Origin of the sequence: Ruegeria sp. B32 (genome assembly GCF_025141855.1) — a bacterium.
GTDB classification, from domain to species: Bacteria; Pseudomonadota; Alphaproteobacteria; order Rhodobacterales; family Rhodobacteraceae; genus Ruegeria; species Ruegeria arenilitoris.
Window position 1 is genome coordinate 1,440,379 of record NZ_CP081106.1, and the last position, 22,198, is coordinate 1,462,576.

A 22,198-nucleotide genomic window follows, 5' to 3' on the forward strand; every position below is an offset into this window, starting at 1 on the left:
GACCGAACGTCAGTTTTTGTGTGTGGTTTTTGCCAAAGTGCCTGATCCCGCGCGGCCTTCGGACCAGACATTCAGGAAGATGCCCGAGAAAATCACGACGGCGCCCAGCATGGTCCACTGATCCAAGGGTTCGTGATACAGCAGCATCCCAACAATGGCGATGGTCGGCAGGCGCGCGAAATCAAAGGGAATGACGACCGTGGCCGGAGCGATGGCAAGCGCGTTTGTAATGCAGAAATGGGCCAGCAGGCCGGCCAGCCCGACCAGCAACAACAGGGGCGCGCTTTGAGCGGTTGGCAGGACGATCTGCCCGTCCGCTCCGGCAACAGCAAGACCCATTACGGCCTGCATCGTAGTCAGCCAGAAAACGATGCATCCGATGCTGGCGAAACCTGTCAGCTTCTTCGTCGAAATCGTTGTAAGCGCAAAGAAAACAGCCGAGGAGGCCGCTGCAAGAACACCGGGCGTGAGCGGTGTGGCTCCGGGTCGGGCGACGATCAATATGCCTGCGAAACCTATGATTGCCGACATGACCCGCGTGGGTGTCAGGCGTTCGCCCAGCAGAAGCGGAGACAGAAGTACGACCCATATCGGTTGCGTAAATTCCATCGCAAAAACCTGCGCCAGCGGGATGACGCTGACAGCGTAGAACCACAGGTTTTGGCCCGCAAAATGCAACGAGTTTCGAACCGCGTGCAGACCCAGACGTTGTGTCGATACCTGGTGCCATTTGCCGGTTGCCGTCAAAACGGCCGAAACGACGATGACGCCGACAATGCTGCGGTACATCATGATTTCAAACGTGTCGTGCGTCAGGCTAAGCTCGCGCCCGGCAACGGCCATTGACGAGAAAGAAGCGATCGCCCCGGTCATCCACAGCGCGGTTTTGGCAATCATCGATTTGCTATCGCGCATGTTTCGATCCTTGGGCTGAGCGTGCGTTTGGCCACCGAACCAAAACCGACGCCGGTTCACAACAACAAAAAAGCCGGGTCAGCGCCCGGCTTTTGGTGTCATTCCCATTCGATCGTGCCCGGAGGCTTGGAGGTGATGTCATAGGTGCAACGGTTGATGCCCTTGACTTCGTTGATGATCCGGGTGGCGGTTTCGCCCAGGAATTCGTGGGTGAACGGGTAGTAATCGGCTGTCATTCCATCAACCGAGGTCACCGCCCGCAAGGCGCAGGCATAGTCATAGGTGCGCCCGTCGCCCATCACGCCGACTGTGCGCACCGGAAGGATCGCGACGAAGGCCTGCCAGATCTCGTCATACAGGCCGTGCTTGCGGATCTGGTCGATATAGATCGCGTCGGCCTCGCGCAGGATTTCCAGCTTTTCGCGGGTGATCTCGCCCGGGCAGCGGATGGCCAGACCCGGTCCGGGGAAGGGGTGGCGGCCGATAAAGCTGGGCGGCAGGCCCAGTTCACGGCCCAGCGCGCGCACTTCGTCCTTGAACAGTTCACGCAGCGGCTCGACCAGTTTCAGGCCCATCTTTTCGGGCAGGCCGCCGACGTTGTGATGCGATTTGATCGTGACTGACGGGCCGCCGGAAAACGACACCGATTCAATGACATCGGGGTACAGCGTGCCCTGGGCCAGGAACTCGGCGCCCTCGATCGTGTCGGCGTGTTTCTGGAACACGTCGATGAACAGCTTGCCGATGATCTTGCGCTTGGTCTCGGGGTCCGAGATGCCCTCGAGCTCGCCAAGGAACAGCTCGCTTTCATCCGCGTGGATCAGCTGGATGTTGTAGTTGTCGCGGAACATCGAGACGACTTCCTGCGCCTCGTTCTTGCGCAGCAGGCCGTGATCGACGAAAACGCAGGTCAGCTGGTCGCCGATCGCCTCGTGGATCAGAATCGCCGCGACCGAGCTGTCGACGCCGCCCGACAGGCCGCAGATCACCTTCTTGTCGCCGACCTGTTCGCGGATCTTGCGGATCATCTCGTCGCGATAGGCGCCCATGGTCCAGTCGCCCTTGAACCCGGCCAGTTTCACGAAATTCTCGTACAGTTTTGCGCCCTTGGGGGTGTGGTGCACCTCTGGGTGGAACTGAACGGCATAGAATTGGCGGCTGGTATCGGCGGTGATCGCGAAAGGCGCGTTGGGCGAGGTGCCGAACACCTCGAACCCCGGTGCGATTTGGCTCACATGATCACCGTGGCTCATCCAGACCTGTTCGTCGCCATCGGTGAACCAGCCCTCGAGCAGGTCGAGCTTGCCGCGCGGCGTCACGAAGGCCCGCCCGAACTCGGCGGTTCCATGGCCGCTTTCGACCTTGCCGCCCAGCTGGTGCATCATGACCTGCTGGCCATAGCAGATGCCAAGGATGGGAACGCCATACCCGAAGATCTCTTGCGGAACGCGCGGCGAACCTTCGCGAGTCACGCTGTCCGGCCCGCCGGAAAAGATGATGGCGCGCGGGGCCATGTCCCGCACGAAATCCATCGTGACGTTCTGGTAGGGGTGGATTTCGCAATAGACGTTCAACTCGCGCAGGCGGCGGGCGATCAGCTGCGTTACCTGGCTGCCGAAGTCGATGATCAGAAGGCGGTCATGGGATGTCTCGGTCATACCCGGCCTTTAGGTCGGAAGCCTTGCATGTGCAAGCGCCTTGACGTCATTTGGCGGGAAAGAGTGACGCGGAGCGCATTGAATGACCGGAATTTCACTCAGAAGGGCTGTGGCAATCGATGCGGAGCCCATCCGCCGATGCATCGAAGCGGCCTATGCCGCCGCGCGCCAGTCCGTTCCCGACCTGCCGGATGTGACCGAGGGGGTCGAGGAGGACATTCGGGACCGGAACGTCGTTGTGGCCGTGGATAAAGCATCCTTGCAGGGTGTCGTGGTTTTTGGTTTCGAAAGAGAAACCGCGATGATCTTCAATCTGGCCGTTTCACCGGATGCGCAGGGGCGGGGCATTGCTCGTCGGCTGCTCGATTTGGTCGCGACAGAGGCTCGCGAAAACGGGGTTTGGAACATGCGCCTGACAACCCACCGCCTGATGGCGGACACCCGCGCGATGTACCGTCATCTTGGGTGGCAGGAGACCGGGCACGAGGGGAACAAGGTTTATTTCAGCAAACCAACCTGACGCCCCGTAAGGCCTGTTGCTGGTGCTGGACCGTGCGGAATATGTCGCTTTTCCCCCTATTGCGCCGGAATCCACATCTGGTGAAGTCGCGGCATCTTGTAACAAGCAATCCAATCTAAACTTTCACACGGGATCATCTCATGACAGAGGCAAGCACCCGACGCAGAGCGCGTGGTGGCGGAGGCGCCGCCCGCCGGGCCGAGCGTACCGCGGTTCGGATCGAAACGGCGAAGTATATCGAACGCAACATTCCGAACTTCGAGATCCTCAATGACGAAGCATTGGAGATCATCGAGGCCAATGCAGAAACCGTGCTGGAGGAGGTCGGCGTCAATTTCGTCGACAACCCCGCGGCGCTGGAACGCTGGCGCGATGCCGGGGCCGACATCGACGGTGAGCGCGTTCGCATTCCGCGAGGTCTGGCCCGCGAACTGATCAAGACCGCACCCAAGGAATTCACGCAGCACGCGCGCAACCCGGAAAAATCGGTGGTGATCGGCGGGCGCAACCTGGTGCTGGCGCCGGTCTACGGACCGCCTTTCGTGCGGGACGCACAGGGTGGCCGCCGCTATGCCACGATGGACGATTTCAACAAGTTCGTGAAACTGGCCTACATGTCCAAATGGCTGCACCATTCGGGCGGCACCGTCTGCGAACCCACCGACATACCGGTGAACAAGCGGCACCTCGACATGCTGATGGCGCATATGACGCTGTCTGACAAACCCTTTATGGGTTCGGTGACCGATCCCAGCCGGGCGCAGGATTCGGTCGAGATGTGCGAGATTCTGTTCGGCAAGGAGTTCGTTCAGGAAAACACCGTGATGACCTCGCTTACCAACATCAACTCGCCGATGACGTTCGACGACGTGATGATGGGGTCGCTGGAAGTCTATGCGCGCAACAATCAGGCCTGCATCATCTCGCCCTTCATCGTGGGCGGCGCGATGGCCCCGGTTTCGGTTGCTGGTACTCTGACGCAGGTGCTGGCCGAGGTGCTGGCCGGCATCGCCTACAGCCAGATCGTCCGCCCGGGTGCACCGGCCATTTTCGGCGCATTCGTGTCGTCGATCGACATGAACTCTGGCGCACCGACCTTCGGCACGCCCGAAGCCGCGCATATCACCTATGGCGCCGGTCAGTTGGCGCGCCGTCTGGGTGTTCCCTACCGCTCGGCCGGGTCGTTCTGCGGGTCCAAGCTTCCGGACGCGCAGGCGGCTTACGAGACTGCGAATTCGCTGAACATGGGTCTGCTGTCAGGCGTCAACTTCATGTTGCATGCATGTGGCTGGCTCGAAGGCGGTCTGGTTGCGGACTTCGAAAAATTCGTCATGGATGCCGATCAGTTGGGAGCGCTTCATGCGTTGGCCAACGGGGTGGCCTATGATGAAAACGCGCAGGCCATGGACGCGATTCGTGAAGTGGGGCCGGGTGGTCACTATCTTGGTTGTGCGCACACCCAGGCCAATTTCCAAAGCGCCTTCTGGAAGACCGACCTGCTGGACTACAAACCCTTTGAAACATGGGAAGAAGAGGGCGCGCGGGACACGCGCATGTTGGCCTCGGCCCGGGTCGAGCATCTGCTGGCCAACTACCAGCAACCGCAACTCGACCCGGAAAAACTGGCGGCACTAACTGCCTATGTCGAGGAAAAGAAAGCGTCCATGCCCGACGCCTTCACTTGACGACATGAAGTTCCGGGGCGCGGCTGGCTTGATGCAGTCGCGCCTCACCAATCAGTGCGATCAGTAGGTCCAGGTGGCGCACCAGCGAATACGCGGCGTCGCCCGAGCGTCGTTGGTCGTCGACGCTCCGCTCCATCTCCAACAGTCGCATCAAGGCCGCTCCGGTTCCCGGTAGCGCGCCATAGCCGAACAGGCGCTGCAAGTGGCGGTCACGGTCGTATTCCTGTGCTCCGACCTTGGCTGCCCGAGACAGCAGCCGCGGGCGGCGGAGGGCGGTGATCATGGTCATCAGGTCCTGCATTTCGGCGTTCCTCTGTTCGTTTTTTTGCCTGCAGCAATGTGACACAACTCAAGCGGGTGTTGCCGTGATTGAGCTCGCGCCGAACGATGGTTTCACGACTGTTTATCTTTTTGAATCAATTCTGGTCAGAGCCGTTGGAGGTTAACGAACGAGTAACGAAAGCAACTCTAGGTAGATTTGATTAACACTTTATCCGACGGCGGACAGTGGCAGTTTGATTGTCGACGAGGGCGAATAACGATGGAAAACAGCACCGCATTCACCGTTCCAGCTTGGGTTCCCGAAGGGGCACAGCGATACTTGGCCCATACCGAGGCGGGACGGTCGATCCGGGATCTGGCGCGGTCGGCCGGGTGTCACGCGTCAACCATTCTGCGACAGATCCGAAGGATCGAAATGCGCCGCGACGATCCCTTGGTGGATGCAGCATTGCAGTCGCTGGCGGAAACACACTTTCCCGGTGCGGGGAATGAAGCGGCCTCTGATCCCTTGTTCGGCGTCGGCGATGATCCTCATCGCATTCCCAATACGGAAGACGAGGCGTTCGAGCGCGAGGCTTTGCGGGTGCTGCGGCGCCTTTGCGAAACGGGTGCGGTTCTGGCCGTGGCCGAGGACATGGAAAAGGCGGTCGTTGTCCGCGACAGCGGCGAGGGTGGTACAACTCGGACCGCCGTTGTTGATTGCAAGACCGCTCAGGCCCTGGCTCTGAAAGACTGGATCGTTTGTGACAATCCGGGGCGTGTGTCGCGTTACCGGATCACGCAAATGGGCCGAACCGCATTAAGCCAGTTGATTGCCGATGCCGAAAACCGCGCGCGGACACAGACAGAATATGGAATGGCCGAGGCACCGGCGAAGTTCAAAACGCGCAGTCAAGCCGACGAGAAGCGTTCACGGCGCATCCGCTATTGCGCAGCGGAGAGCCCCCTGATTGCCTTGTCGCGGCGACGCGACCGGGATGGAAAGCCGTTTCTGGACGAAAGCCTGGTGCGCGCCGGAGAGCGACTGCGCGAGGATTTCGAGCTGGCCCAGATCGGACCGCGGGTCACGCAGAACTGGGACCGGTTCCTTACCGCTGGCGGTCGTGCGGGTTTCGAAGGCGACGCGCCGGTTGCGCGCGGGTCGTCCGAGGCACGTGATCGCGTGGCCCGGGCCTTGTCGGACCTGGGTCCGGGTCTGAGCGACGTTGCGCTGCGGTGTTGTTGCTATCTGGAAGGCCTGGAACTGGCTGAGAAACGGATGGGCTGGTCGGCGCGCTCGGGGAAGATCGTGCTACGCATTGCGTTGCAGCGCCTCAAGCGCCATTACGAGAAGCAAGCAGAGTGTGACAGATTGATCGGCTGATCCAACTTGAGTCCGATTGGCCGGAGTTGCGGAAAACGCAGCAGGTGATAATCAGGGGTTATGAATTTTACCCTCAGACAACTGCAATACTTCCGCGCCGTGGCCGAGCAGCGCAACTTTGGCCGGGCCGCTCAGGTGTGTCATGTGTCTCAACCGGCACTATCGGTGCAGATCCGGGCTTTGGAAGACATCATGGGCGGACCGCTGTTTGAAAGGCGCGCCCGTGATGTTCTGCTGACACCGTTGGGGCGCGATGCACTTGAGCACGCACGGCGCATTTTGGGCGCGGCCGAACGGTTGGATCGGTTTGCGCGTGACAACTCCACCGGGCATCGCAGTCTGTCGGTCGGCTTGATACCGACGGTCGCACCGTATCTGCTGCCGGGTGTCTTGGCTGGTTTGCGGTCGGCGGATGTGTCCCTGCGCGTTCAGGTGCGAGAGGCGCGCACCGAGCGGCTGCTGTCGATGCTGACAGCGGGCGAGATCGACGCCGCCGTGCTGGCCCTGCCGGTAGGCGCGCGCGGCCTGGATGAGGTGCCCCTGTTCGAGGACCGTTTTCTGCTGGCCGGCAGCGAGACGCGCCTGAACAGCCTGACCGTCAGCCCCGACGCTCTGCGCCCGATCGACCTGAACGCAGCCCAGTTGATGCTGCTGGAAGACGGGCACTGCCTGACGGATCAGGCGCTTGAGGTTTGCGGACAGGACCGGACCAGCGCGCATATCAACATGGGCGCGTCGTCTTTGGCCACGTTGTCGCGATTGGTGGCCGAGGGGTTCGGCCTGACCTTGATTCCCGAGTTGGCGGCGCGTTCCGAGGCCGAGGCCGTACCTGGGCTGAAACTGCTGCGGTTCGGCGCCCCGGAGCCCGCGCGGCAGATCGGCCTTGTGCGGCGCGACTCGTCGGATGGAGCGGTGTGGTTCGATCAACTGGCCCAGGTGATCCGGCAGGTCGGCGAAAACATCGTGTCAGAAACCCGGAACTGAAAAGGGCCCGCGCGCGGCGAGCCCTTCGAGTGGAGGCGGGTTGACGGCTCAGGCCATTTCGGGCTGCTGCGCTTCTTCCAGGTGCTTCATCAGATTTTCGGGCGACGAAACGCCATAGGGGTCCTCGGGGCAGTTGTCCATCAGGCCGGGCTCTTCGAACCACGCCTCGACCACACCGTCGTTGATGATGGCGGCATAGCGCCACGAGCGCATACCAAAACCCAGATTGGCCTTGTCGACCAGCATACCCATCTTGCGAGTGAACTCACCCGACCCGTCGGGGATGACCTTGACGTTCTTCAGCCCTTGATCCTGCGCCCATTTGTTCATGACAAAGCTGTCATTGACCGACATGCAGTAGATCTCGTCGACGCCCTTGGCCTTGAACGCCTCGTAGTTGTCCTCGAACCCCGGCAGTTGGTAGGTCGAGCAGGTGGGCGTGAATGCACCGGGCAGCGAGAACAGGATGACCCGCTTGCCTGCGAAGTAGTCGGTCGTGGTCTTGTCTTCCCAGCGGAACGGGTTGGGCCCTTCGATCGAGTCGTCGCGCACGCGGGTGTGGAATGTCACGTCGGGCAGCTTGGCGCCGGTTTTCATGGGGCATCTCCTGTGATTCACATTTGTTCGGCCCGTGGGTTAAAACGATTCCAAACCGGCTTCAACACGGGATGTGCTGCGTTTGCGAATATCCTCTTATCTATCGAAATCATGTAGAAATTTGCGTTGATCTCCTAGAAAATCGCCCTCCTATTTTGCATCAGCGAAACGCTGACGCATGGCTGCTATGCACGGCTGGCGTAATACATCCGACCGGTTTATGTTATGCACCAACCAAATTGACCCAAAGTCAGGAAACCGGCCCCGTGCGCGATCTGAAAATCCCTGAACAACGTCACCCGGAAAAGGCGCATAAGCCCGACAATGCGCAGCCGAAAAAGCCCAACTGGATCCGGGTGAAAGCGCCCGGCGGCAAGGGCTATGCCGACACGCGCCGGATCATGCGCGACAACAACCTGGTCACCGTCTGCGAAGAGGCTGGCTGCCCGAACGTGGGCGAGTGCTGGAGCCAGGGCCACGCAACCATGATGATCATGGGCGAGATCTGCACCCGTGGCTGCACCTTCTGCAACATCGCCACCGGTCGCCCCGATGCGCTTGATGCGTTCGAGCCGGGCCGGGTGGCACATGCGGTGGAAAAGCTGGGTCTGAACCATGTCGTCATCACCTCGGTCGACCGTGACGACCTGGCTGATGGCGGGGCCGAGCATTTCGCTCAGACTATCCGCGCGGTGCGTCACCGCTCGCCCAAGACCACGATCGAGATTCTGACCCCGGATTTCCTGAAATGCGATCCGTCGGTTCTGGAAACCGTGGTCGCGGCCAAGCCGGACGTGTTCAACCACAACCTTGAAACCGTGCCGGGCCTGTACCCCGAGGTGCGCCCGGGCGCGCGCTATTTCCACTCGCTGCGTCTGCTGCAGAGGGTCAAGGAACTGGACCCGTCGATCTTCACCAAGTCGGGTATCATGGTCGGACTGGGCGAGAACGAACAGCAGGTGCGCCAGGTCATGGACGACATGCGCGCCGCCGATATCGATTTCCTGACCATCGGCCAGTATCTGCAGCCCACGCCGAAACACCATCGCGTGGACCGCTTTGTCACGCCCGAAGAGTTTGCGGCCTATGAAAAAGCCGCCTACGGCAAAGGGTTCCTGATGGTTTCGGCCACGCCCTTGACCCGGTCGTCTTACCATGCGGGCGATGATTTCGCGCGCCTGCGGGCGGCGCGGCAGAAAAAGCTGGGGCAGGCGTGACGCCCGAACGGCTCGCGCAACTGACTGCGCTGCGCCACGCTTTGCACCAACGCCCCGAGGTTTCGGGTGAAGAGGCTGAAACGGCGGCATTCATAGCCGAGCAATTGCGCGGTGTGACCGGCCGGGTTCTGACCGGGATCGGTGGGTACGGGGTCGCGGCCGTGTTCGACTCGGGCCAGCCGGGGCCCACCGTGGGCATTCGCTGCGAACTGGACGCGCTGCCGATTTTGGAGATGCCGGGCAAACCCTGGTACTCGCAGGTTCCGGGCAAGGGTCATCTGTGCGGGCATGACGGCCATATGGCCATGGTTCTGGGCGTCGCGCAGGACCTGGCGCAAACGCCCGTGACACGCGGTCGGGTCGTGCTGATCTTCCAACCCGCCGAAGAGACCGGACAGGGCGCGCGCGACTTTCGGAACGACCCGCAATACGCTGAAATGCAGCCGGATTTCCTGTTCTCCCTGCATAACCTGCCGGGGCTGGACCTGGGAGCGGTCGAGCTGTGCTCTGGCCCGGCCAATTGCGCCTCGCGCGGGATGCGGGTGCGGCTGACGGGCAAGACCTCGCACGCGGCGGCTCCGCAGGACGGCCTGTCGCCGGCCTCGGCCATGGCGCAGTTGATTCCGGCCCTGACCGCCTTGGGGCCGGGCGGAGAGCTGACCGAGGATTACGCACTGACCACCGTCACCCACGCCCAACTGGGGGCCCCGACATTCGGGGTGGCGCCCGGCGAGGCCGAGATATGGGTCACGCTGCGCACCGTCTCGGACGCACGTATGGGACAACTGGTCGATCAGGCCCAGGCGCTGGTCCGCAAGGCCGCCGCCGACGAGGGACTGGGTGTCGAGATCACCTATGACGACGTGTTCGACGCTTGTGTCAACCACCCCGAGGCCGTACAGATCCTGGCTCATGCCTGCGCCCAGGCCGGGGTGCAACCGCGCCTGACCACCGTGCCGCAAAGGTTCTCGGAGGATTTCGGGCAGTTCGCCAAAGGGTCGAAAACGGCCATGTTCTGGCTGGGGGCCGGGGTCGACCATCCGCAACTTCACAACCCCGACTATGACTTCCCCGATGCGCTGATCCCTGTCGGCGCGGGTATCTTTCTGGCGGCAATCCGTCAGGTTCTGGACGCGCCGGTCACGGCCTGAGCTTGCGCGGCTGGCTGGTTGCCCATTCGGGCCACCAGCCCATGTATTCAACGCCGGCAATCACCAGGCACAGCACGATCAGGCCCAGCACCAGCTTGACCCGCTGGTCCGAGGGCGGATTGCGCGCCCATCGGGACATTCGCAGAAGGTGGCGCAGGATCATGGGGCCTCGAATCCGCGGCGGGATCAGTCTTCGGTAAAGCGGACCTTGCCGATGAAGGGCAGGTTGCGGTTGCGTTGGGCATAGTCGATGCCATAGCCCACGACGAATTCGTCCGGGATTTCAAAGCCGATCCAATCGGCGCGGAAATCAACCTCGCGGCGGCTGGGTTTGTCCAGCAAGGCAATCGACTTGAGCCGTTTCGGCTGGCGGCTGCGCAGCAGGTTGGTGACGTGGTTCAGCGTGTGCCCCGTGTCGACGATATCTTCGACCACCAGTACGTCGCGCCCTTCAATTGCGCCGCGCAAGTCCTTGAGAATGCGAACTTCCCGGCTGCTTTCCATTGAATCGCCATACGAGGACGCCTCGAGGAAATCGACCTCGATCGGAAGGTCCAGTTCGCGCACCAGATCGGCGATGAAGACGAAGCTGCCGCGCAGCAGGCCTACGACCACCAGCTTGTCGGTATCGCCGAATTCGCGGGTGATTTCGCGGCACAATTCCTCGATCCGCGCCGCGATGGCCTTGGCCGAGATCATCTCATCTATCACATATGCGCGCTGGCTCATGGCTGCCCCCTTGATCTTTGGCGCGCAACATACGACATGACGCGCCATTGTCACGTTTCAAATGCCCAGGTTGCCATGCCCACTCATTCGGAAACCCGCCACCTCCCATACAGCGCGCAGCAGATGTATGATCTGGTTGCGGATGTGGCGAAATACCCCGAGTTTCTGCCTTGGTGCGCGGCAGCGCGGATCCGGCGGACCTATGCGGCGGGCGAGGCGCAGGTGATGGAGGCCGACTTGGTGATCTCGTTCAAGGTGTTCCGCGAACGGTTCGGCAGTCGGGTGACGCTGTTCCCCGAGCAGAAGAAGATCGACACCGAATACCTGGACGGTCCATTCAAATACATGAAATCCGACTGGCATTTCGAAGACGCCCCCGAGGGCGGCTGCAACGTCTCCTTCCACGTGGATTTCGAGTTCAAGAACGCCGTGTTGCAGGGCATCATCGGCGTGGTCTTCAACGAGGCGATGCACCGGATCGTGCGCGCCTTCGAGCAGCGCGCGGTCAGCCTCTACGGCTGAGGGTTTACCCGGCGCGGGCGCGCGTTAGACTGCGCCGCATGAATGATTTCACACGCGCTCTTTCCGAATTCGCCGCAGGCCCGGTCAAGACAACCGCGCAGGCGCGGATCGTCACGTCTTTGTCCGCGCTCGACTGGCTGGCGGTCGGGCGCGCAGGCGTCAACGAACCGGTCTCTCGCATCCTGCGAGGGATGGTGCTGGACGAAGGCGGGGCCGGACAGGCCACCCTGTTCGGCGGCGGGGCCGCGCCAATGCGCGCTGCGGCTTTGGTCAACGGCACGGTGTCGCATGCGCTGGACTATGACGACACGCATTTCGCCCATATCGGCCACCCCTCGGTGGCGGTGTTTCCCGCCGCGCTGGCCGTGGCCGAATGGCAGGATCAGCCCATCGTCGATTTGCTCGAGGCGGCCTTGGTGGGGATGGAACTGTCCATCCGCATTGGCCTGTGGCTGGGGCGGGGGCATTATCAGGTCGGGTTTCACCAGACCGCAACGGCGGGGGCGTTCGGAGCGGCCGTGGCGGCCGCCCGCCTGCTGGGATGCGAAGCGGCGGACATGCGCCGGGTTCTGGGGCTGACCGCGACCCGGGCGGCGGGCCTCAAGGCGCAGTTTGGCACCATGGGCAAGCCCTACAACGCGGGGCAGGCGGCTGCGGTCGGGGTCGAGGCCGCGCTGCTGGTGCAGCGGGGGTTCGTTCCCAATCCCGATGCCCTGACCGGACCGTTCGGGTTTGGCGCAACCCATCACGGTGCCGATGACACCGCTGCAGCTCTGTCGGGGCTTGGGGATGAGTGGCGGTTCGAAAGCGTCAGCCACAAGTTCCACGCTTGCTGCCACGGGCTGCACGCCGCGCTTGAGGCTGCGCGCGATCTGGACATCGCCGAACCCGAGGTGGCCGAGATCAAAATCCGCACCCATCCGCGTTGGATGAGCGTCTGCAATCAGACCGCGCCGACAACCGGGCTGGGCGCCAAGTTTTCCTATCGGACGGTGATCGCCATGCAGGCATTGGGATACGATACCGCCCTGCCTGAAAGCTACACGGACAAGGTCTGCGCCGATCCGCGCCTGCAATCGCTGCGCGACCGGATCACGGTCGAAGCGGACGAAACGCTGTCCGAGACCGAGGCCCGCGTGGCGCTGCTGCGGCGGGACGGAGTACGGCGCGAGGCGACCCACGATTTGGCCGCACCGATAGCCTTGTCCGACCGCGAGGATCGCGTGCGCGGCAAGGCCGCCAAGCTGATCGGCGCGGACGAGGCCGACGCGATCTGGTCGATGCTGCGCACCGGCGGGCGCGCAGCGGATCTGGCAAAACGACTGGTTGATTAGACCACGCGCCAGTGAAGCGGGAAGCCGGGGTCGAACACGGTGACCGGGCCATCGCGTGTTTCGATCTTGTCGGGGTAGGTGACCGGTTCGCCCTTCTGCAGGGTGATGGTCTGATCGTTGACGGGCAGCCGGTAGAACCTGGGCCCGCTGACTGAGGTGAACCCTTCCAATTTGTCCAGCGCACCCGCGCGGTCAAAGACCTCGGCCACCAGCGACATGGTGTTCGTGGCGGTGAAACATCCCGCGCAGCCGCAGGCCATTTCCTTGTTGGCGTCGGTATGCGGGGCGCTGTCAGTCCCCAGAAAGAACCGTTCGTCGCCCGAAGTCGCGGCATCGACCAGCGCCTTGCGGTGCTCTTCGCGTTTGGCGACGGGCAGGCAGTAGTAGTGCGGCTTGATCCCGCCAACCAGAATGTGGTTGCGGTTGATGATCAGGTGATGTGCGGTGATCGTTGCGCCCAGGTCGGTTTCGTTCGCGCGCACATACTCCACGCCGTCGACGGTGGTGATATGCTCCATCACCACGCGCAGGCCCGGCGTGGCCTTGCGGATCGGGTCCAGAACGCGGTCGATGAACACCGCCTCGCGGTCGAAGATGTCGATCTCGGCATCGGTGACCTCGCCGTGCACGCAGAGCGGCAGGCCGATCTCGGCCATCCGGTCCAACACGGGGCGCACCTTGTCGAAATCCCGCACGCCCGAGGCCGAGTTGGTCGTGGCCCCCGCCGGGTACAGCTTGACCGCCTTGACCAGACCGCTTGCGTGGGCCGCGGCCATGTCGTCGGGGTCGGTATCCTCGGTCAGGTACAGGGTCATCAACGGCTCAAAGCTCATGCCTTCGGGCAGGGCGGCCAGGATACGGTCGCGGTAGGACGCGGCCTGAGCGCCGGTGACCACAGGGGGCACAAGGTTGGGCATGATGATGGCTCGCGCGAAATGGCGGGCGGTTTCGGGCAGGACGGCCTGCAGCATGGCGCCATCGCGCAGATGCAGGTGCCAGTCATCGGGGCGGCGGAGCGTCAGAGTATCGGTCATGGCGCCGGGCTAGCACAGGCAGGCCGCACGGGAAAGTGACAACAAACCTTGCCAGGCGACCAGATTGCCGCAAGTCCCGGAAAGATCACGGTCTTGACGCGCAGCGGCAGCCATGACCTGTTGTGCCAAGGGAGATTGAGAAACATGAGCCAGCCAGATTCCATCGATGCCGTTCAGAAGATGCTGGGCGAACAGGGCTATGTCTGTGGCCGCGCCCTGGCCACCGTGGTGTTCCTGTCGCTGAGACTGGGCCGGCCGCTGTTTCTGGAGGGCGAGGCGGGTGTCGGCAAGACCGAGATCGCCAAGGCTTTGGCCGCTGGACTTGGCCGCCGCCTGATCCGGCTGCAGTGCTATGAAGGGCTCGATGCGTCCTCGGCCGTCTATGAATGGAACTTTCCCGCCCAGATGGTGGCCATCCGCACCGCCGAGGCGGTCGGCGGGTCCGACCGGAAGGGCCTGCAGGAGGAGCTGTTCAGCGGCGACTATCTGATCCGCCGCCCGCTGCTCGAGGCGATGGAGCCCGACCCGGCTGGCCCGCCGGTGCTGCTGATCGACGAGTTGGACCGCACCGACGAACCGTTCGAGGCCTTCCTGCTGGAGGCGCTGAGCGATTTCCAGGTGACAATCCCCGAGATCGGCACGATCAAGGCGCCCGAACCGCCCATCGTCATCGTCACGTCGAACCGCACGCGCGAGGTACATGACGCGCTCAAGCGCCGCTGCCTGTACCACTGGGTCGACTACCCCGATTTCGACCGCGAGCTGGAGATCCTGCACGCCCGCGCGCCCGAGGCCGCCGAGGCGCTGAGCCGTGAAGTGGTGGCCTTTGTCCAGCATCTGCGCACCGAGGACCTGTTCAAGAAACCCGGCGTGGCCGAAACCATCGACTGGGCAAAGTGCCTGCTGGCGCTGGACGTGATCAACCTCAGCCCCGAGGTGATCGGCGACACGCTGGGCGCGATCCTGAAATACCAGGACGACATCCAGAAACTGCAGGGCTCTGAGGCCAAGCGCATTCTGGATCAGGCCAAAGCCACGCTCGAACCGGTCTGATGTCGTCGCGGCGCCAAAACACTCCGGGGGCCTAGCGATGGCCGAACAGCTTCCGCTGGATATCCCGGCCGATCCGAAACTGGCGCAGAACATCACCCATTTCGCGCGCGCCTTGCGCAAGGCCGGGCTGCCGATCGGCCCCGGCCGTGTGGTCGACGCCATCCGCGCGGTGCAGGCGGCGGGCTTTACCCGCAAGCAGGATTTCTATTGGACCCTGCACGCCTGTTTCGTGAACCGGCCCGAGCATCGCACCGTGTTTGCCCAGATCTTCCGCCTGTACTGGCGCGACCCGCGGTATCTTGAGCACATGATGTCGATGATGCTGCCGGCCATTCGCGGAGTTCAGGAGGAACGCATGGCCGAAGCGGGCGAAAAACGCGCGGCCGAGGCCCTGCTGGACGGTGTCGAACGGGACGAGCCCAGGGACGTCGAGCAAGAAGGCGAAAGCGAAATCGAGATTGATGCCACGCAGACCGCCTCGTCCGAAGAACGGCTGAGGTCGCTGGATTTCGAACAGATGAGCACCGCGGAAACCGCACAGGCCAAGCGCATTCTGGCGCGGCTGCAACTGCCGGTGGACCCGATCGCCTCGCGCCGGGGACAGGCCAGCCATCTGGGCCAGCGGATCGACCGGGCGCGCACCTTGCGCGCGGCCATGCGTCAGGGCGGCGAGATGCGACAGATTGCGCTGGTCAAACCGAAACCGCGCTGGCCCAACTTGATCGCGCTGTGTGACATCTCGGGGTCGATGAGCCAGTACAGTCGCATCATCCTGCACTTTCTGCACACGGTCTCGAACGCCAAGGGGGCCGGCTGGGCCAAGGTGCATGCATTCACCTTCGGCACGCGGTTGACGAACATCACGCGGCACCTGCATCAGCGCGACGTCGATGCGGCGCTGGCCGCCGCCGGGGCCGAGGCGCAGGATTGGGAGGGCGGCACGCGCATCGGTGAATGCCTGCACCAGTTCAACCGGGACTGGTCGCGCCGGGTGATGGGGCAGGGGGCCGTCGTGCTGCTGATCACCGACGGGCTGGAGCGGGGTGACCCCGACCTGCTGCAAAAAGAGATCGAACGCCTGCACCTGTCAGCCCGGCGGCTGATCTGGCTGAACCCGCTGCTGCGCTGGGACGGGTTCGCGCCCAAGGCGCAGGGCGTCGCCACCATGCTGCCGCATGTGGACAGCTTCCGCGCCGGTCATTCGATTGCATCGCTTGAGGATCTGGCCGCCGTGATCTCAACACCCGACGACCAGGGAGAAAAAGCGCGGTTGTTGGCCGCGCTTTCAGGCTAACGTTACTGCAGTTGCTTTTCGTTGCACTCGCGCGCCATTTCCATGGCCTTGTAGGTGCCGGTCAGATCGACGGTGAAGCCAAAGGACTTCTCGGGAAACACCGCCATGACCTTTTGCTTGGCCAGGTCGTCGGCGAATTGCGGGTCGTCCGACAGGACATAGCCGCCCGAATACCCCTTGGTGATGTTGCCCTTCATGCCGGTCGCCTCGCCGACATACAAGTTGTCGCCCAACAGGATCGCGACGGCCTCCTTGTCTCCGCGCTTGATGTCGGTTTCCGCCTTGGTAAACACACCGACATATCCAACGCTGCGGTCTTCGGTCAGACCCATCTGCACCACGTTCTCGGCATCATCGACCGCTTCGATCAGGCATGACTTTTTGTCCTTGTCGACAAAGACCTTCCAGCCCTCGACCTCTCCGTAGCGTTCGAAAGTGTCGGCCCAGGCGCTGCCTGCAATCAATGCCGCTGCGCCGATGGTTAGTGTAAATATCTGTTTCAAGACATTGTCTCCTTTACGAAATCTCTTGCGTCAATTCGGCCGCAAGTCGGGCCTGACCGCAGGCTAGTCGGCGTCCGAAAAACAATCAAATGTTTGATTGTCTGGCGCGGACTTCGGCCGAAACCTGCCTTCTGCGTCACATGACGAACCAAGTTGGCAGGGTCGGTGTCCGAGATAATCCACCTGAGAACGCGCCCCTTGCTTTTCATCGCGTCAATCCTGCTTATGTTGATGCGAACCACCGCGGGAGGGTCCGATGGACAGATTTGACAACAGTCCGGAAACGGCATTGGCGTGGTTTCGCGAGGGTCGCGGCGCGGTTCTGGCGACGGTCGTCGAAACCTGGGGCAGCGCACCCCGGAGGGTGGGGGCCCAGTTGGTCATTGCAGGTGATGGTCGAATCGAAGGCTCGGTCTCGGGTGGCTGTGTCGAAGGCGCGGTGATCGTCGAGGCGCTTGAAGCCATCGAAGAAGGCGAGGCGCGCCTGCTGGAATTCGGCGTCACCGACGAGGATGCCTTTGCCGTCGGGCTGGCCTGCGGCGGCACGATCCGGGTTCTGGTCGAGCCGGTGGGCGCGGTCCTGCCCGAACCGATGCTGGCCGAACTGGTGGCGGCGCGGGCGCGGCGCGAACCGTTGGCCTATGAGGTCAATGTCGAAACCGGCCACCGCGCGCTGCGGCGCAACGCCTATGCGGACCGGCTGCGCATGGATCGCTCGGGGTTCGAAGAAGATGGTCGGACCTTCGTGGCCGTGCACAACCCGCCGCTGCGGTTGATCGTGGTGGGCGCGGTCCATATCGCGCAGGCGCTGGTCCCGATGGCGCGGATCGCGGGCTATGACCCGATCATCATCGATCCGCGCGAGGCGTTTGCGTCCAAATCCCGTTTTCCCGGTGAAAAGCTGCTGACCGACTGGCCGGACGAGGCCGTGGCTAGCATCGGTCTGGATTCGCGCACGGCGATGGTTCTGCTGACCCACGACCCCAAGCTGGATGATCCGGCCCTGCAGACTGCGCTGGACTCGGACGTGTTCTACATCGGCGCGCTTGGGTCGTCGCGCACCCATGCCAAACGGGTGCAGCGGATGACCGAGGCAGGCTTCTCGGCGGAGCAGCTGCAGCGCATCCACGGGCCGATCGGTCTGGATATCGGCGCGGCCGGACCGGCCGAGATTGCCGTTGCGATCATCGCGCAGATGACAGCCGTGCTGCGGGGCAAGGCATGAGGTTCGGCCCTATACCGGTTGCGGACGCGAAGGGCGCGATCCTTGCGCATTCGGTCATGGCTGGCACGAAAAAGCTGCGCAAGGGAATGATGCTGGACGATACGCATGTCGCCCTGTTGGCCGAGGCGGGCGTGTCCGAGGTGGTGGTCGCGCGGCTGGAACCCGGCGACTGTCACGAGGACGAGGCCGCGCGCCATTTGGCTGCGGCACTGACCCCGGATCCGAAGCGGGCCAACTTGCGCGTGACCGAGCCGTTCACGGGGCGTGTCAACCTGATTGCGGATCACGCGGGCGTAGCTTTTCTGGGCGTTGAGGCTCTGCTGGCGTTCAATCAGGTCAACCCGATGATCACGGTGGCCACCGTTCCTCAGCATCAGCAGATGGGTGCGGGTGGCATGGTTGCCACGATCAAGGTCATTTCCTACGCGGTGCCGCTGGTGGACGTTCAGCGTGCGGCGGAGCTGGCCAGGGGGGCCATTCGCCTGGCTACGCCGATATTTGGCAGCGCCGGGTTGGTGGTGACCGACATCCCCGGCGGGCCGCCCAACGACAAGGGCATCGCCGCGATGCGCGGCCGGGTCGAGGCCCTGGGTCTGAGCCTGGACGACGTGCAGATCGTTCCGCATGCGGTTGATGCTCTGGCGCAGGCATTGACCCGGATGAATACCGATATCGTCATGATCCTGACTGGCTCAGCCACATCCGATGGCGAGGACGTGGCGCCGCAGGCCGTTCGGCGCGCGGGAGGGCAGGTGGACCGTTTCGGTATGCCGGTTGATCCGGGCAACCTGTTGTTTCTCGGGGCTTTGGGCAAGCGGCCGGTCATCGGTTTGCCGGGATGCGCACGCTCGCCCGCGTTGAACGGGGCCGACTGGGTGCTGTCGCGGGTGGCCTGCGGGATCCCGACCACGGGTGCCGATATCGCGGCGATGGGCGTCGGTGGTCTGCTCAAGGAAATCCCGACCCGTCCGCAACCCCGGGCCAAACGCAAAGTGACGTAACGGCAGTTTCGCCCCGCTGGCGACCTGCGATATGTGTTAGCTCTTTGCTCCCAAGAGACGGGTTGGAAACGGCCAAGATTTTTGTTCTCAAACGACTTTTCCCGTGTTTAACTCGGGCCAAGGATAAATACGAAAATGGGAGGAACTTATGACACAGGTCTCAATGACCGTGAACGGAAAGACCGTGAGCGGTGATGTCGAAGGCCGGACGCTGCTGTCCAGTTTTTTGCGCGATCACCTGTCGCTGACCGGTACCCATGTGGGCTGTGACACGGCCCAATGCGGCGCCTGCGTGGTTCATGTGAACGGCGAGGCGGTCAAGTCCTGCAACATTCTGGCGCTCGAAGCCGACGGGGCCGATGTCGGCACCATCGAGGGGCAGGCCGACCCGGACGGATCGCTGAACGTGATCCAGCAGGCGTTCCAGGATCATCACGGCCTGCAATGCGGTTTCTGCACGCCCGGCATGGTGATGTCGGCTGCGGCCCTGCTGAAGGAAAACCCGCGCCCGACCGAGGCCGAAATCCGCAAATACCTGGAAGGCAACCTGTGCCGCTGCACCGGGTACCACAACATCGTCAAGGCGATCATGGCCGCGTCCGGCCAGGACGTCAGCCACATCGCCGCCGAGTGATGCCGCTGCGGGCGTGACTGAAAGCGCCCGTGGGTTGACAGGGATGCGCCCAAGCATCCGTTTATGGGAGGAGAACAAGCAATGCCCAAAGACAGTGGCATCGGAGCCAGTTCCAAGCGCCGCGAGGACGTGCGCTTTTTGACCGGAGCGGGCAATTACACCGACGACATCAATATCCGCGGTCAGGCCTATGTGTATTTTCTGCGATCCGACATCGCGCATGGCCGGATCAAAAGCATCGACACGTCCGCCGCCGAGTCCATGCCCGGGGTGGTCCGGGTGTTTACCGGCAAGGATTTCGAAGGCGTGGGCGGCATGCCCTGCGGCTGGGAGGTGACCGACAAGCACGGCGCGCCCATGCAGGAACCGCCGCACCCGATCCTTGCGCAAGGCAAGGTGCGCCATGTGGGCGACCCGATCGCGGCCGTCGTGGCCGACAGCCTGGAACAGGCCCGCGACGCGGCCGAGGCGATCGACGTCGACATCGAGGAACTGCCCGCCGTTCTGGACATGAAAGCCGCCGCCGAAGAGGGCGCGCCGCTGGTCCATGACGATCTGAAAAACAACATTTGCTATGACTGGCAGCTGGGCGAGGCCGACGATGCCAAGGTGAACGAGGTGTTCGCCAATGCGGCGCATGTCACCACCTTGGAACTGGTGAACAACCGTCTGGTCGCCAACCCGATGGAGCCGCGCGTGGCCGTGGCAGAATACAGCCGGGGCACGGATGAATACACGCTCTATACCACCTCGCAGAACCCGCATGTGATCCGACTGCTGATGTGTGCCTTCGTGCTGGGCTTGCCCGAGCACAAGGTCCGCGTCGTGGCTCCGGATGTGGGTGGCGGTTTTGGCACCAAGATCTTCCACTACGCAGAAGAGGCGTTCTGCACCTTCGCCGCCAAGGCCTGCAACCGCCCGGTCAAGTGGACGGCCAGCAGGTCCGAGGCGTTCATGTCGGATGCACAGGGACGCGACCATGTCAGCAAGATCGAGCTGGCGCTGGATGCCGACAACAATTTCGTCGGGCTGCGGACAAACACTTTTGCCAATCTGGGCGCGTATCTGTCGACCTTTTCCAGTTCGGTGCCAACCTGGCTGCACGGGACGCTGATGGCGGGCAACTACAAGACGCCGGTCATTCAGGTGAATGTGCGGGCGATGTTCACCAACACCGTGCCGGTGGATGCCTATCGCGGTGCGGGCCGCCCCGAGGCGACCTATCAGCTGGAGCGCGTGATCGACAAAGCCGCGCGCGAGCTGGGTGTCGATCCGGTGGCGCTGCGCCGGCAGAACTTCATCACGCAGTTCCCCTATGACACGCCGGTGGCGCTGACCTATGACACCGGCGACTACAACGGCACCATGGACAAGCTGGAACAGGCCGCCGATTTCGCCGGCTTCCCGGCACGTCGCGCCGAAAGCGACGCGCAGGGCAAGCTGCGCGGCCTGGGCGTGAACTGCTATATCGAGGCCTGCGGCATCGCGCCCTCGAACATCGTGGGGATGCTGGGGGCGCGTGCGGGTCTCTATGACGCGGCGACCGTGCGGGTGAATGCCACCGGCTCGATCAGCGTCATGGTGGGTGCGCATAGCCACGGGCAGGGGCACGAGACGGCCTTTCCGCAGGTCGTGGCCGACATGATCGGCATCGACGAGTCGATGGTTGAAATCGTGCACGGCGATACCTCGAAAATCCCGTTCGGCATGGGCACCTATGGGTCGCGCTCGCTGGCGGTTTGTGGATCGGCGATGGTCAAGGCGACCGAGAAGGTGATCGACAAGGCCAAGAAGATCGCGGCGCACCTGCTGGAGGCGTCCGAGGCCGATATCGAGCTGAAGGATGGCCAGTTCACCGTGGCCGGCACCGACAAGTCGGTGGCCTGGGGCGATGTGACCCTGACGGCCTATGTTCCGCACAACTTCCCGCTGGAGGTCGAGCCGGGGCTGGAGGAGACCGCGTTCTATGATCCGGCCAACTTTACCTTCCCGGCCGGTGCCTATGCCTGCGAGGTCGAGGTTGACCCCGAGACCGGGCAGGTGACCATCGAACGGTTCACCGCGGCGGATGATTTCGGCAACATCATCAACCCGATGATCGTTGACGGTCAGGTGCATGGCGGCATCGGACAGGGGATCGGTCAGGCCCTGCTGGAAAACTGCGTCTATGACGAAAACGGCCAGCTGTTGAGCGCGTCCTTCATGGACTATGCCATGCCGCGGGCCGATGACGTGCCGTTCTATACCGTGGATCATTCGAGCCAGACGCCATGCACGCACAACCCGCTGGGCGTGAAGGGCTGCGGCGAGGCCGGGGCGATTGGATCGCCGCCTGCGGTGGTCAATGCCGTGATCGATGCGCTGCAATCGGGCGGCAAGGCGGTGGACCACATCGATATGCCGGTCAGCCCGTCGCGTGTTTGGGCGGCGATGAACAGCTGAGTGGAGAGGTTGGTGTGCGAGGGGCCAGCCCCTCGCGCTCCCTGGTCAATCAAAT

22 protein-coding genes are annotated in these 22,198 nt (G+C 63.0%); 14 read left to right on the forward strand and 8 right to left on the reverse strand.

What is annotated here, in order from left to right:
- Positions 1–9: 9 nt before the first annotated feature.
- Together K3752_RS07315 and guaA are read right to left on the reverse strand one after the other, a co-directional pair.
- The gene (locus K3752_RS07315; RefSeq protein WP_260065881.1) at positions 10–915 is read right to left on the reverse strand and encodes a DMT family transporter; all 906 of its coding nucleotides are present in this window, start codon (positions 913–915) and stop codon (positions 10–12) included.
- Positions 916–1,013: 98 nt separating this feature from the next.
- Positions 1,014–2,573, reverse strand: a complete 1,560-nt coding sequence (gene guaA / locus K3752_RS07320; RefSeq protein WP_260065883.1) for a glutamine-hydrolyzing GMP synthase — start codon at positions 2,571–2,573, stop codon at positions 1,014–1,016.
- A gap of 82 nt (positions 2,574–2,655) precedes the next feature.
- Here guaA and K3752_RS07325 point away from each other — a divergent pair, with 82 nt between their 5' ends.
- Complete coding sequence (locus K3752_RS07325) at positions 2,656–3,093, forward strand: GNAT family N-acetyltransferase (protein WP_260065885.1); 438 nt, start codon at positions 2,656–2,658, stop codon at positions 3,091–3,093.
- A gap of 140 nt (positions 3,094–3,233) precedes the next feature.
- Positions 3,234–4,778, forward strand: a complete 1,545-nt coding sequence (locus tag K3752_RS07330; RefSeq protein WP_260065887.1) for a trimethylamine methyltransferase family protein — start codon at positions 3,234–3,236, stop codon at positions 4,776–4,778.
- On the opposite strand, the gene K3752_RS07335 is transcribed toward K3752_RS07330, so the two are convergent.
- A complete protein-coding gene (locus K3752_RS07335; protein ID WP_093961906.1) occupies positions 4,771–5,079 on the reverse strand; it encodes a DUF6477 family protein in 309 nt (102 codons plus the stop codon). The genes K3752_RS07330 and K3752_RS07335 overlap by 8 nt on opposite strands.
- A gap of 240 nt (positions 5,080–5,319) precedes the next feature.
- On the opposite strand from K3752_RS07335, the gene K3752_RS07340 reads away from it, so the two are divergent.
- Positions 5,320–6,423, forward strand: coding sequence for a helix-turn-helix domain-containing protein (locus tag K3752_RS07340; RefSeq protein ID WP_260065889.1), 1,104 nt, complete (start codon positions 5,320–5,322; stop codon positions 6,421–6,423).
- Positions 6,424–6,483: 60 nt separating this feature from the next.
- Positions 6,484–7,407, forward strand: coding sequence for a LysR substrate-binding domain-containing protein (locus K3752_RS07345; RefSeq protein ID WP_260065891.1), 924 nt, complete (start codon positions 6,484–6,486; stop codon positions 7,405–7,407).
- Positions 7,408–7,455: 48 nt separating this feature from the next.
- On the opposite strand, the gene K3752_RS07350 is transcribed toward K3752_RS07345, so the two are convergent.
- On the reverse strand, positions 7,456–8,004 hold the full coding sequence (locus K3752_RS07350; RefSeq protein WP_260065893.1) for a peroxiredoxin: 549 nt from the start codon (positions 8,002–8,004) through the stop codon (positions 7,456–7,458).
- Positions 8,005–8,270: 266 nt separating this feature from the next.
- Here K3752_RS07350 and lipA point away from each other — a divergent pair, with 266 nt between their 5' ends.
- Both lipA and K3752_RS07360 read left to right on the forward strand, forming a co-directional pair.
- Positions 8,271–9,221, forward strand: a complete 951-nt coding sequence (lipA, locus tag K3752_RS07355) for a lipoyl synthase (RefSeq protein ID WP_005983549.1) — start codon at positions 8,271–8,273, stop codon at positions 9,219–9,221.
- Positions 9,218–10,372, forward strand: coding sequence for an amidohydrolase (locus K3752_RS07360; protein WP_260065896.1), 1,155 nt, complete (start codon positions 9,218–9,220; stop codon positions 10,370–10,372). The genes lipA and K3752_RS07360 overlap by 4 nt, the downstream gene beginning before the upstream one ends.
- Here K3752_RS07360 and K3752_RS07365 read toward each other — a convergent pair.
- Together K3752_RS07365 and hpt are read right to left on the reverse strand one after the other, a co-directional pair.
- Complete coding sequence (locus tag K3752_RS07365; RefSeq protein WP_165615114.1) at positions 10,362–10,511, reverse strand: hypothetical protein; 150 nt, start codon at positions 10,509–10,511, stop codon at positions 10,362–10,364. The two genes, K3752_RS07360 and K3752_RS07365, sit on opposite strands and share 11 nt — an antisense overlap.
- A gap of 47 nt (positions 10,512–10,558) precedes the next feature.
- A complete protein-coding gene (gene hpt / locus K3752_RS07370) occupies positions 10,559–11,101 on the reverse strand; it encodes a hypoxanthine phosphoribosyltransferase (RefSeq protein ID WP_005983543.1) in 543 nt (180 codons plus the stop codon).
- 75 nt (positions 11,102–11,176) lie between these two features.
- Here hpt and K3752_RS07375 point away from each other — a divergent pair, with 75 nt between their 5' ends.
- Both K3752_RS07375 and K3752_RS07380 read left to right on the forward strand, forming a co-directional pair.
- Entirely contained in the window at positions 11,177–11,623 is a 447-nt protein-coding gene (locus tag K3752_RS07375) for a type II toxin-antitoxin system RatA family toxin (protein ID WP_170357640.1), read from the forward strand.
- A gap of 38 nt (positions 11,624–11,661) precedes the next feature.
- The gene (locus K3752_RS07380) at positions 11,662–12,957 is read left to right on the forward strand and encodes an MmgE/PrpD family protein (protein ID WP_260065899.1); all 1,296 of its coding nucleotides are present in this window, start codon (positions 11,662–11,664) and stop codon (positions 12,955–12,957) included.
- Here the strand turns inward: K3752_RS07380 and pyrC are convergent.
- Positions 12,954–13,991, reverse strand: coding sequence for a dihydroorotase (pyrC, locus tag K3752_RS07385; protein WP_260065901.1), 1,038 nt, complete (start codon positions 13,989–13,991; stop codon positions 12,954–12,956). The genes K3752_RS07380 and pyrC overlap by 4 nt on opposite strands.
- A 144-nt stretch (positions 13,992–14,135) precedes the next feature.
- On the opposite strand from pyrC, the gene K3752_RS07390 reads away from it, so the two are divergent.
- Both K3752_RS07390 and K3752_RS07395 read left to right on the forward strand, forming a co-directional pair.
- A complete protein-coding gene (locus K3752_RS07390) occupies positions 14,136–15,044 on the forward strand; it encodes a MoxR family ATPase (RefSeq protein ID WP_170363577.1) in 909 nt (302 codons plus the stop codon).
- A 37-nt stretch (positions 15,045–15,081) separates the two neighbouring features.
- Positions 15,082–16,338: a VWA domain-containing protein gene (locus tag K3752_RS07395; RefSeq protein WP_260065903.1), complete on the forward strand. Its 1,257-nt coding sequence runs from the start codon at positions 15,082–15,084 to the stop codon at positions 16,336–16,338.
- A gap of 2 nt (positions 16,339–16,340) precedes the next feature.
- Here K3752_RS07395 and K3752_RS07400 read toward each other — a convergent pair whose 3' ends face one another.
- The gene (locus K3752_RS07400; RefSeq protein ID WP_170338859.1) at positions 16,341–16,841 is read right to left on the reverse strand and encodes a hypothetical protein; all 501 of its coding nucleotides are present in this window, start codon (positions 16,839–16,841) and stop codon (positions 16,341–16,343) included.
- A gap of 256 nt (positions 16,842–17,097) precedes the next feature.
- On the opposite strand from K3752_RS07400, the gene K3752_RS07405 reads away from it, so the two are divergent.
- From K3752_RS07405 to K3752_RS07420, 4 genes are all read left to right on the forward strand, one after another.
- Positions 17,098–18,066, forward strand: a complete 969-nt coding sequence (locus K3752_RS07405) for an XdhC family protein (RefSeq protein ID WP_260065906.1) — start codon at positions 17,098–17,100, stop codon at positions 18,064–18,066.
- A complete protein-coding gene (locus K3752_RS07410) occupies positions 18,063–19,067 on the forward strand; it encodes a molybdopterin-binding protein (protein WP_260065908.1) in 1,005 nt (334 codons plus the stop codon). The genes K3752_RS07405 and K3752_RS07410 overlap by 4 nt, the downstream gene beginning before the upstream one ends.
- A gap of 148 nt (positions 19,068–19,215) precedes the next feature.
- On the forward strand, positions 19,216–19,701 hold the full coding sequence (locus K3752_RS07415) for a (2Fe-2S)-binding protein (protein ID WP_260065910.1): 486 nt from the start codon (positions 19,216–19,218) through the stop codon (positions 19,699–19,701).
- An 81-nt stretch (positions 19,702–19,782) separates the two neighbouring features.
- Positions 19,783–22,143: a xanthine dehydrogenase family protein molybdopterin-binding subunit gene (locus K3752_RS07420; protein ID WP_260065912.1), complete on the forward strand. Its 2,361-nt coding sequence runs from the start codon at positions 19,783–19,785 to the stop codon at positions 22,141–22,143.
- Positions 22,144–22,198: the final 55 nt, after the last annotated feature.

What these genes read in the sequence shown, in the direction of transcription:
- K3752_RS07420 (WP_260065912.1), top strand. Translation starts at nt 19,783, where the DNA reads ATGCCCAAAGACAGTGGCATCGGAGCCAGTTCCAAGCGCCGCGAGGAC.
- pyrC (WP_260065901.1), bottom strand. Translation starts at nt 13,991, where the DNA reads ATGACCGATACTCTGACGCTCCGCCGCCCCGATGACTGGCACCTGCAT.
- hpt (WP_005983543.1), bottom strand. Translation starts at nt 11,101, where the DNA reads ATGAGCCAGCGCGCATATGTGATAGATGAGATGATCTCGGCCAAGGCC.
- K3752_RS07345 (WP_260065891.1), top strand. Translation starts at nt 6,484, where the DNA reads ATGAATTTTACCCTCAGACAACTGCAATACTTCCGCGCCGTGGCCGAG.
- K3752_RS07405 (WP_260065906.1), top strand. Translation starts at nt 17,098, where the DNA reads ATGGACAGATTTGACAACAGTCCGGAAACGGCATTGGCGTGGTTTCGC.
- K3752_RS07380 (WP_260065899.1), top strand. Translation starts at nt 11,662, where the DNA reads ATGAATGATTTCACACGCGCTCTTTCCGAATTCGCCGCAGGCCCGGTC.
- K3752_RS07340 (WP_260065889.1), top strand. Translation starts at nt 5,320, where the DNA reads ATGGAAAACAGCACCGCATTCACCGTTCCAGCTTGGGTTCCCGAAGGG.
- K3752_RS07365 (WP_165615114.1), bottom strand. Translation starts at nt 10,511, where the DNA reads ATGTCCCGATGGGCGCGCAATCCGCCCTCGGACCAGCGGGTCAAGCTG.
- K3752_RS07325 (WP_260065885.1), top strand. Translation starts at nt 2,656, where the DNA reads ATGACCGGAATTTCACTCAGAAGGGCTGTGGCAATCGATGCGGAGCCC.
- K3752_RS07415 (WP_260065910.1), top strand. Translation starts at nt 19,216, where the DNA reads ATGACACAGGTCTCAATGACCGTGAACGGAAAGACCGTGAGCGGTGAT.
- K3752_RS07350 (WP_260065893.1), bottom strand. Translation starts at nt 8,004, where the DNA reads ATGAAAACCGGCGCCAAGCTGCCCGACGTGACATTCCACACCCGCGTG.
- K3752_RS07375 (WP_170357640.1), top strand. Translation starts at nt 11,177, where the DNA reads ATGCCCACTCATTCGGAAACCCGCCACCTCCCATACAGCGCGCAGCAG.
- K3752_RS07390 (WP_170363577.1), top strand. Translation starts at nt 14,136, where the DNA reads ATGAGCCAGCCAGATTCCATCGATGCCGTTCAGAAGATGCTGGGCGAA.
- K3752_RS07315 (WP_260065881.1), bottom strand. Translation starts at nt 915, where the DNA reads ATGCGCGATAGCAAATCGATGATTGCCAAAACCGCGCTGTGGATGACC.
- K3752_RS07335 (WP_093961906.1), bottom strand. Translation starts at nt 5,079, where the DNA reads ATGCAGGACCTGATGACCATGATCACCGCCCTCCGCCGCCCGCGGCTG.
- guaA (WP_260065883.1), bottom strand. Translation starts at nt 2,573, where the DNA reads ATGACCGAGACATCCCATGACCGCCTTCTGATCATCGACTTCGGCAGC.
- K3752_RS07395 (WP_260065903.1), top strand. Translation starts at nt 15,082, where the DNA reads ATGGCCGAACAGCTTCCGCTGGATATCCCGGCCGATCCGAAACTGGCG.
- K3752_RS07330 (WP_260065887.1), top strand. Translation starts at nt 3,234, where the DNA reads ATGACAGAGGCAAGCACCCGACGCAGAGCGCGTGGTGGCGGAGGCGCC.
- K3752_RS07410 (WP_260065908.1), top strand. Translation starts at nt 18,063, where the DNA reads ATGAGGTTCGGCCCTATACCGGTTGCGGACGCGAAGGGCGCGATCCTT.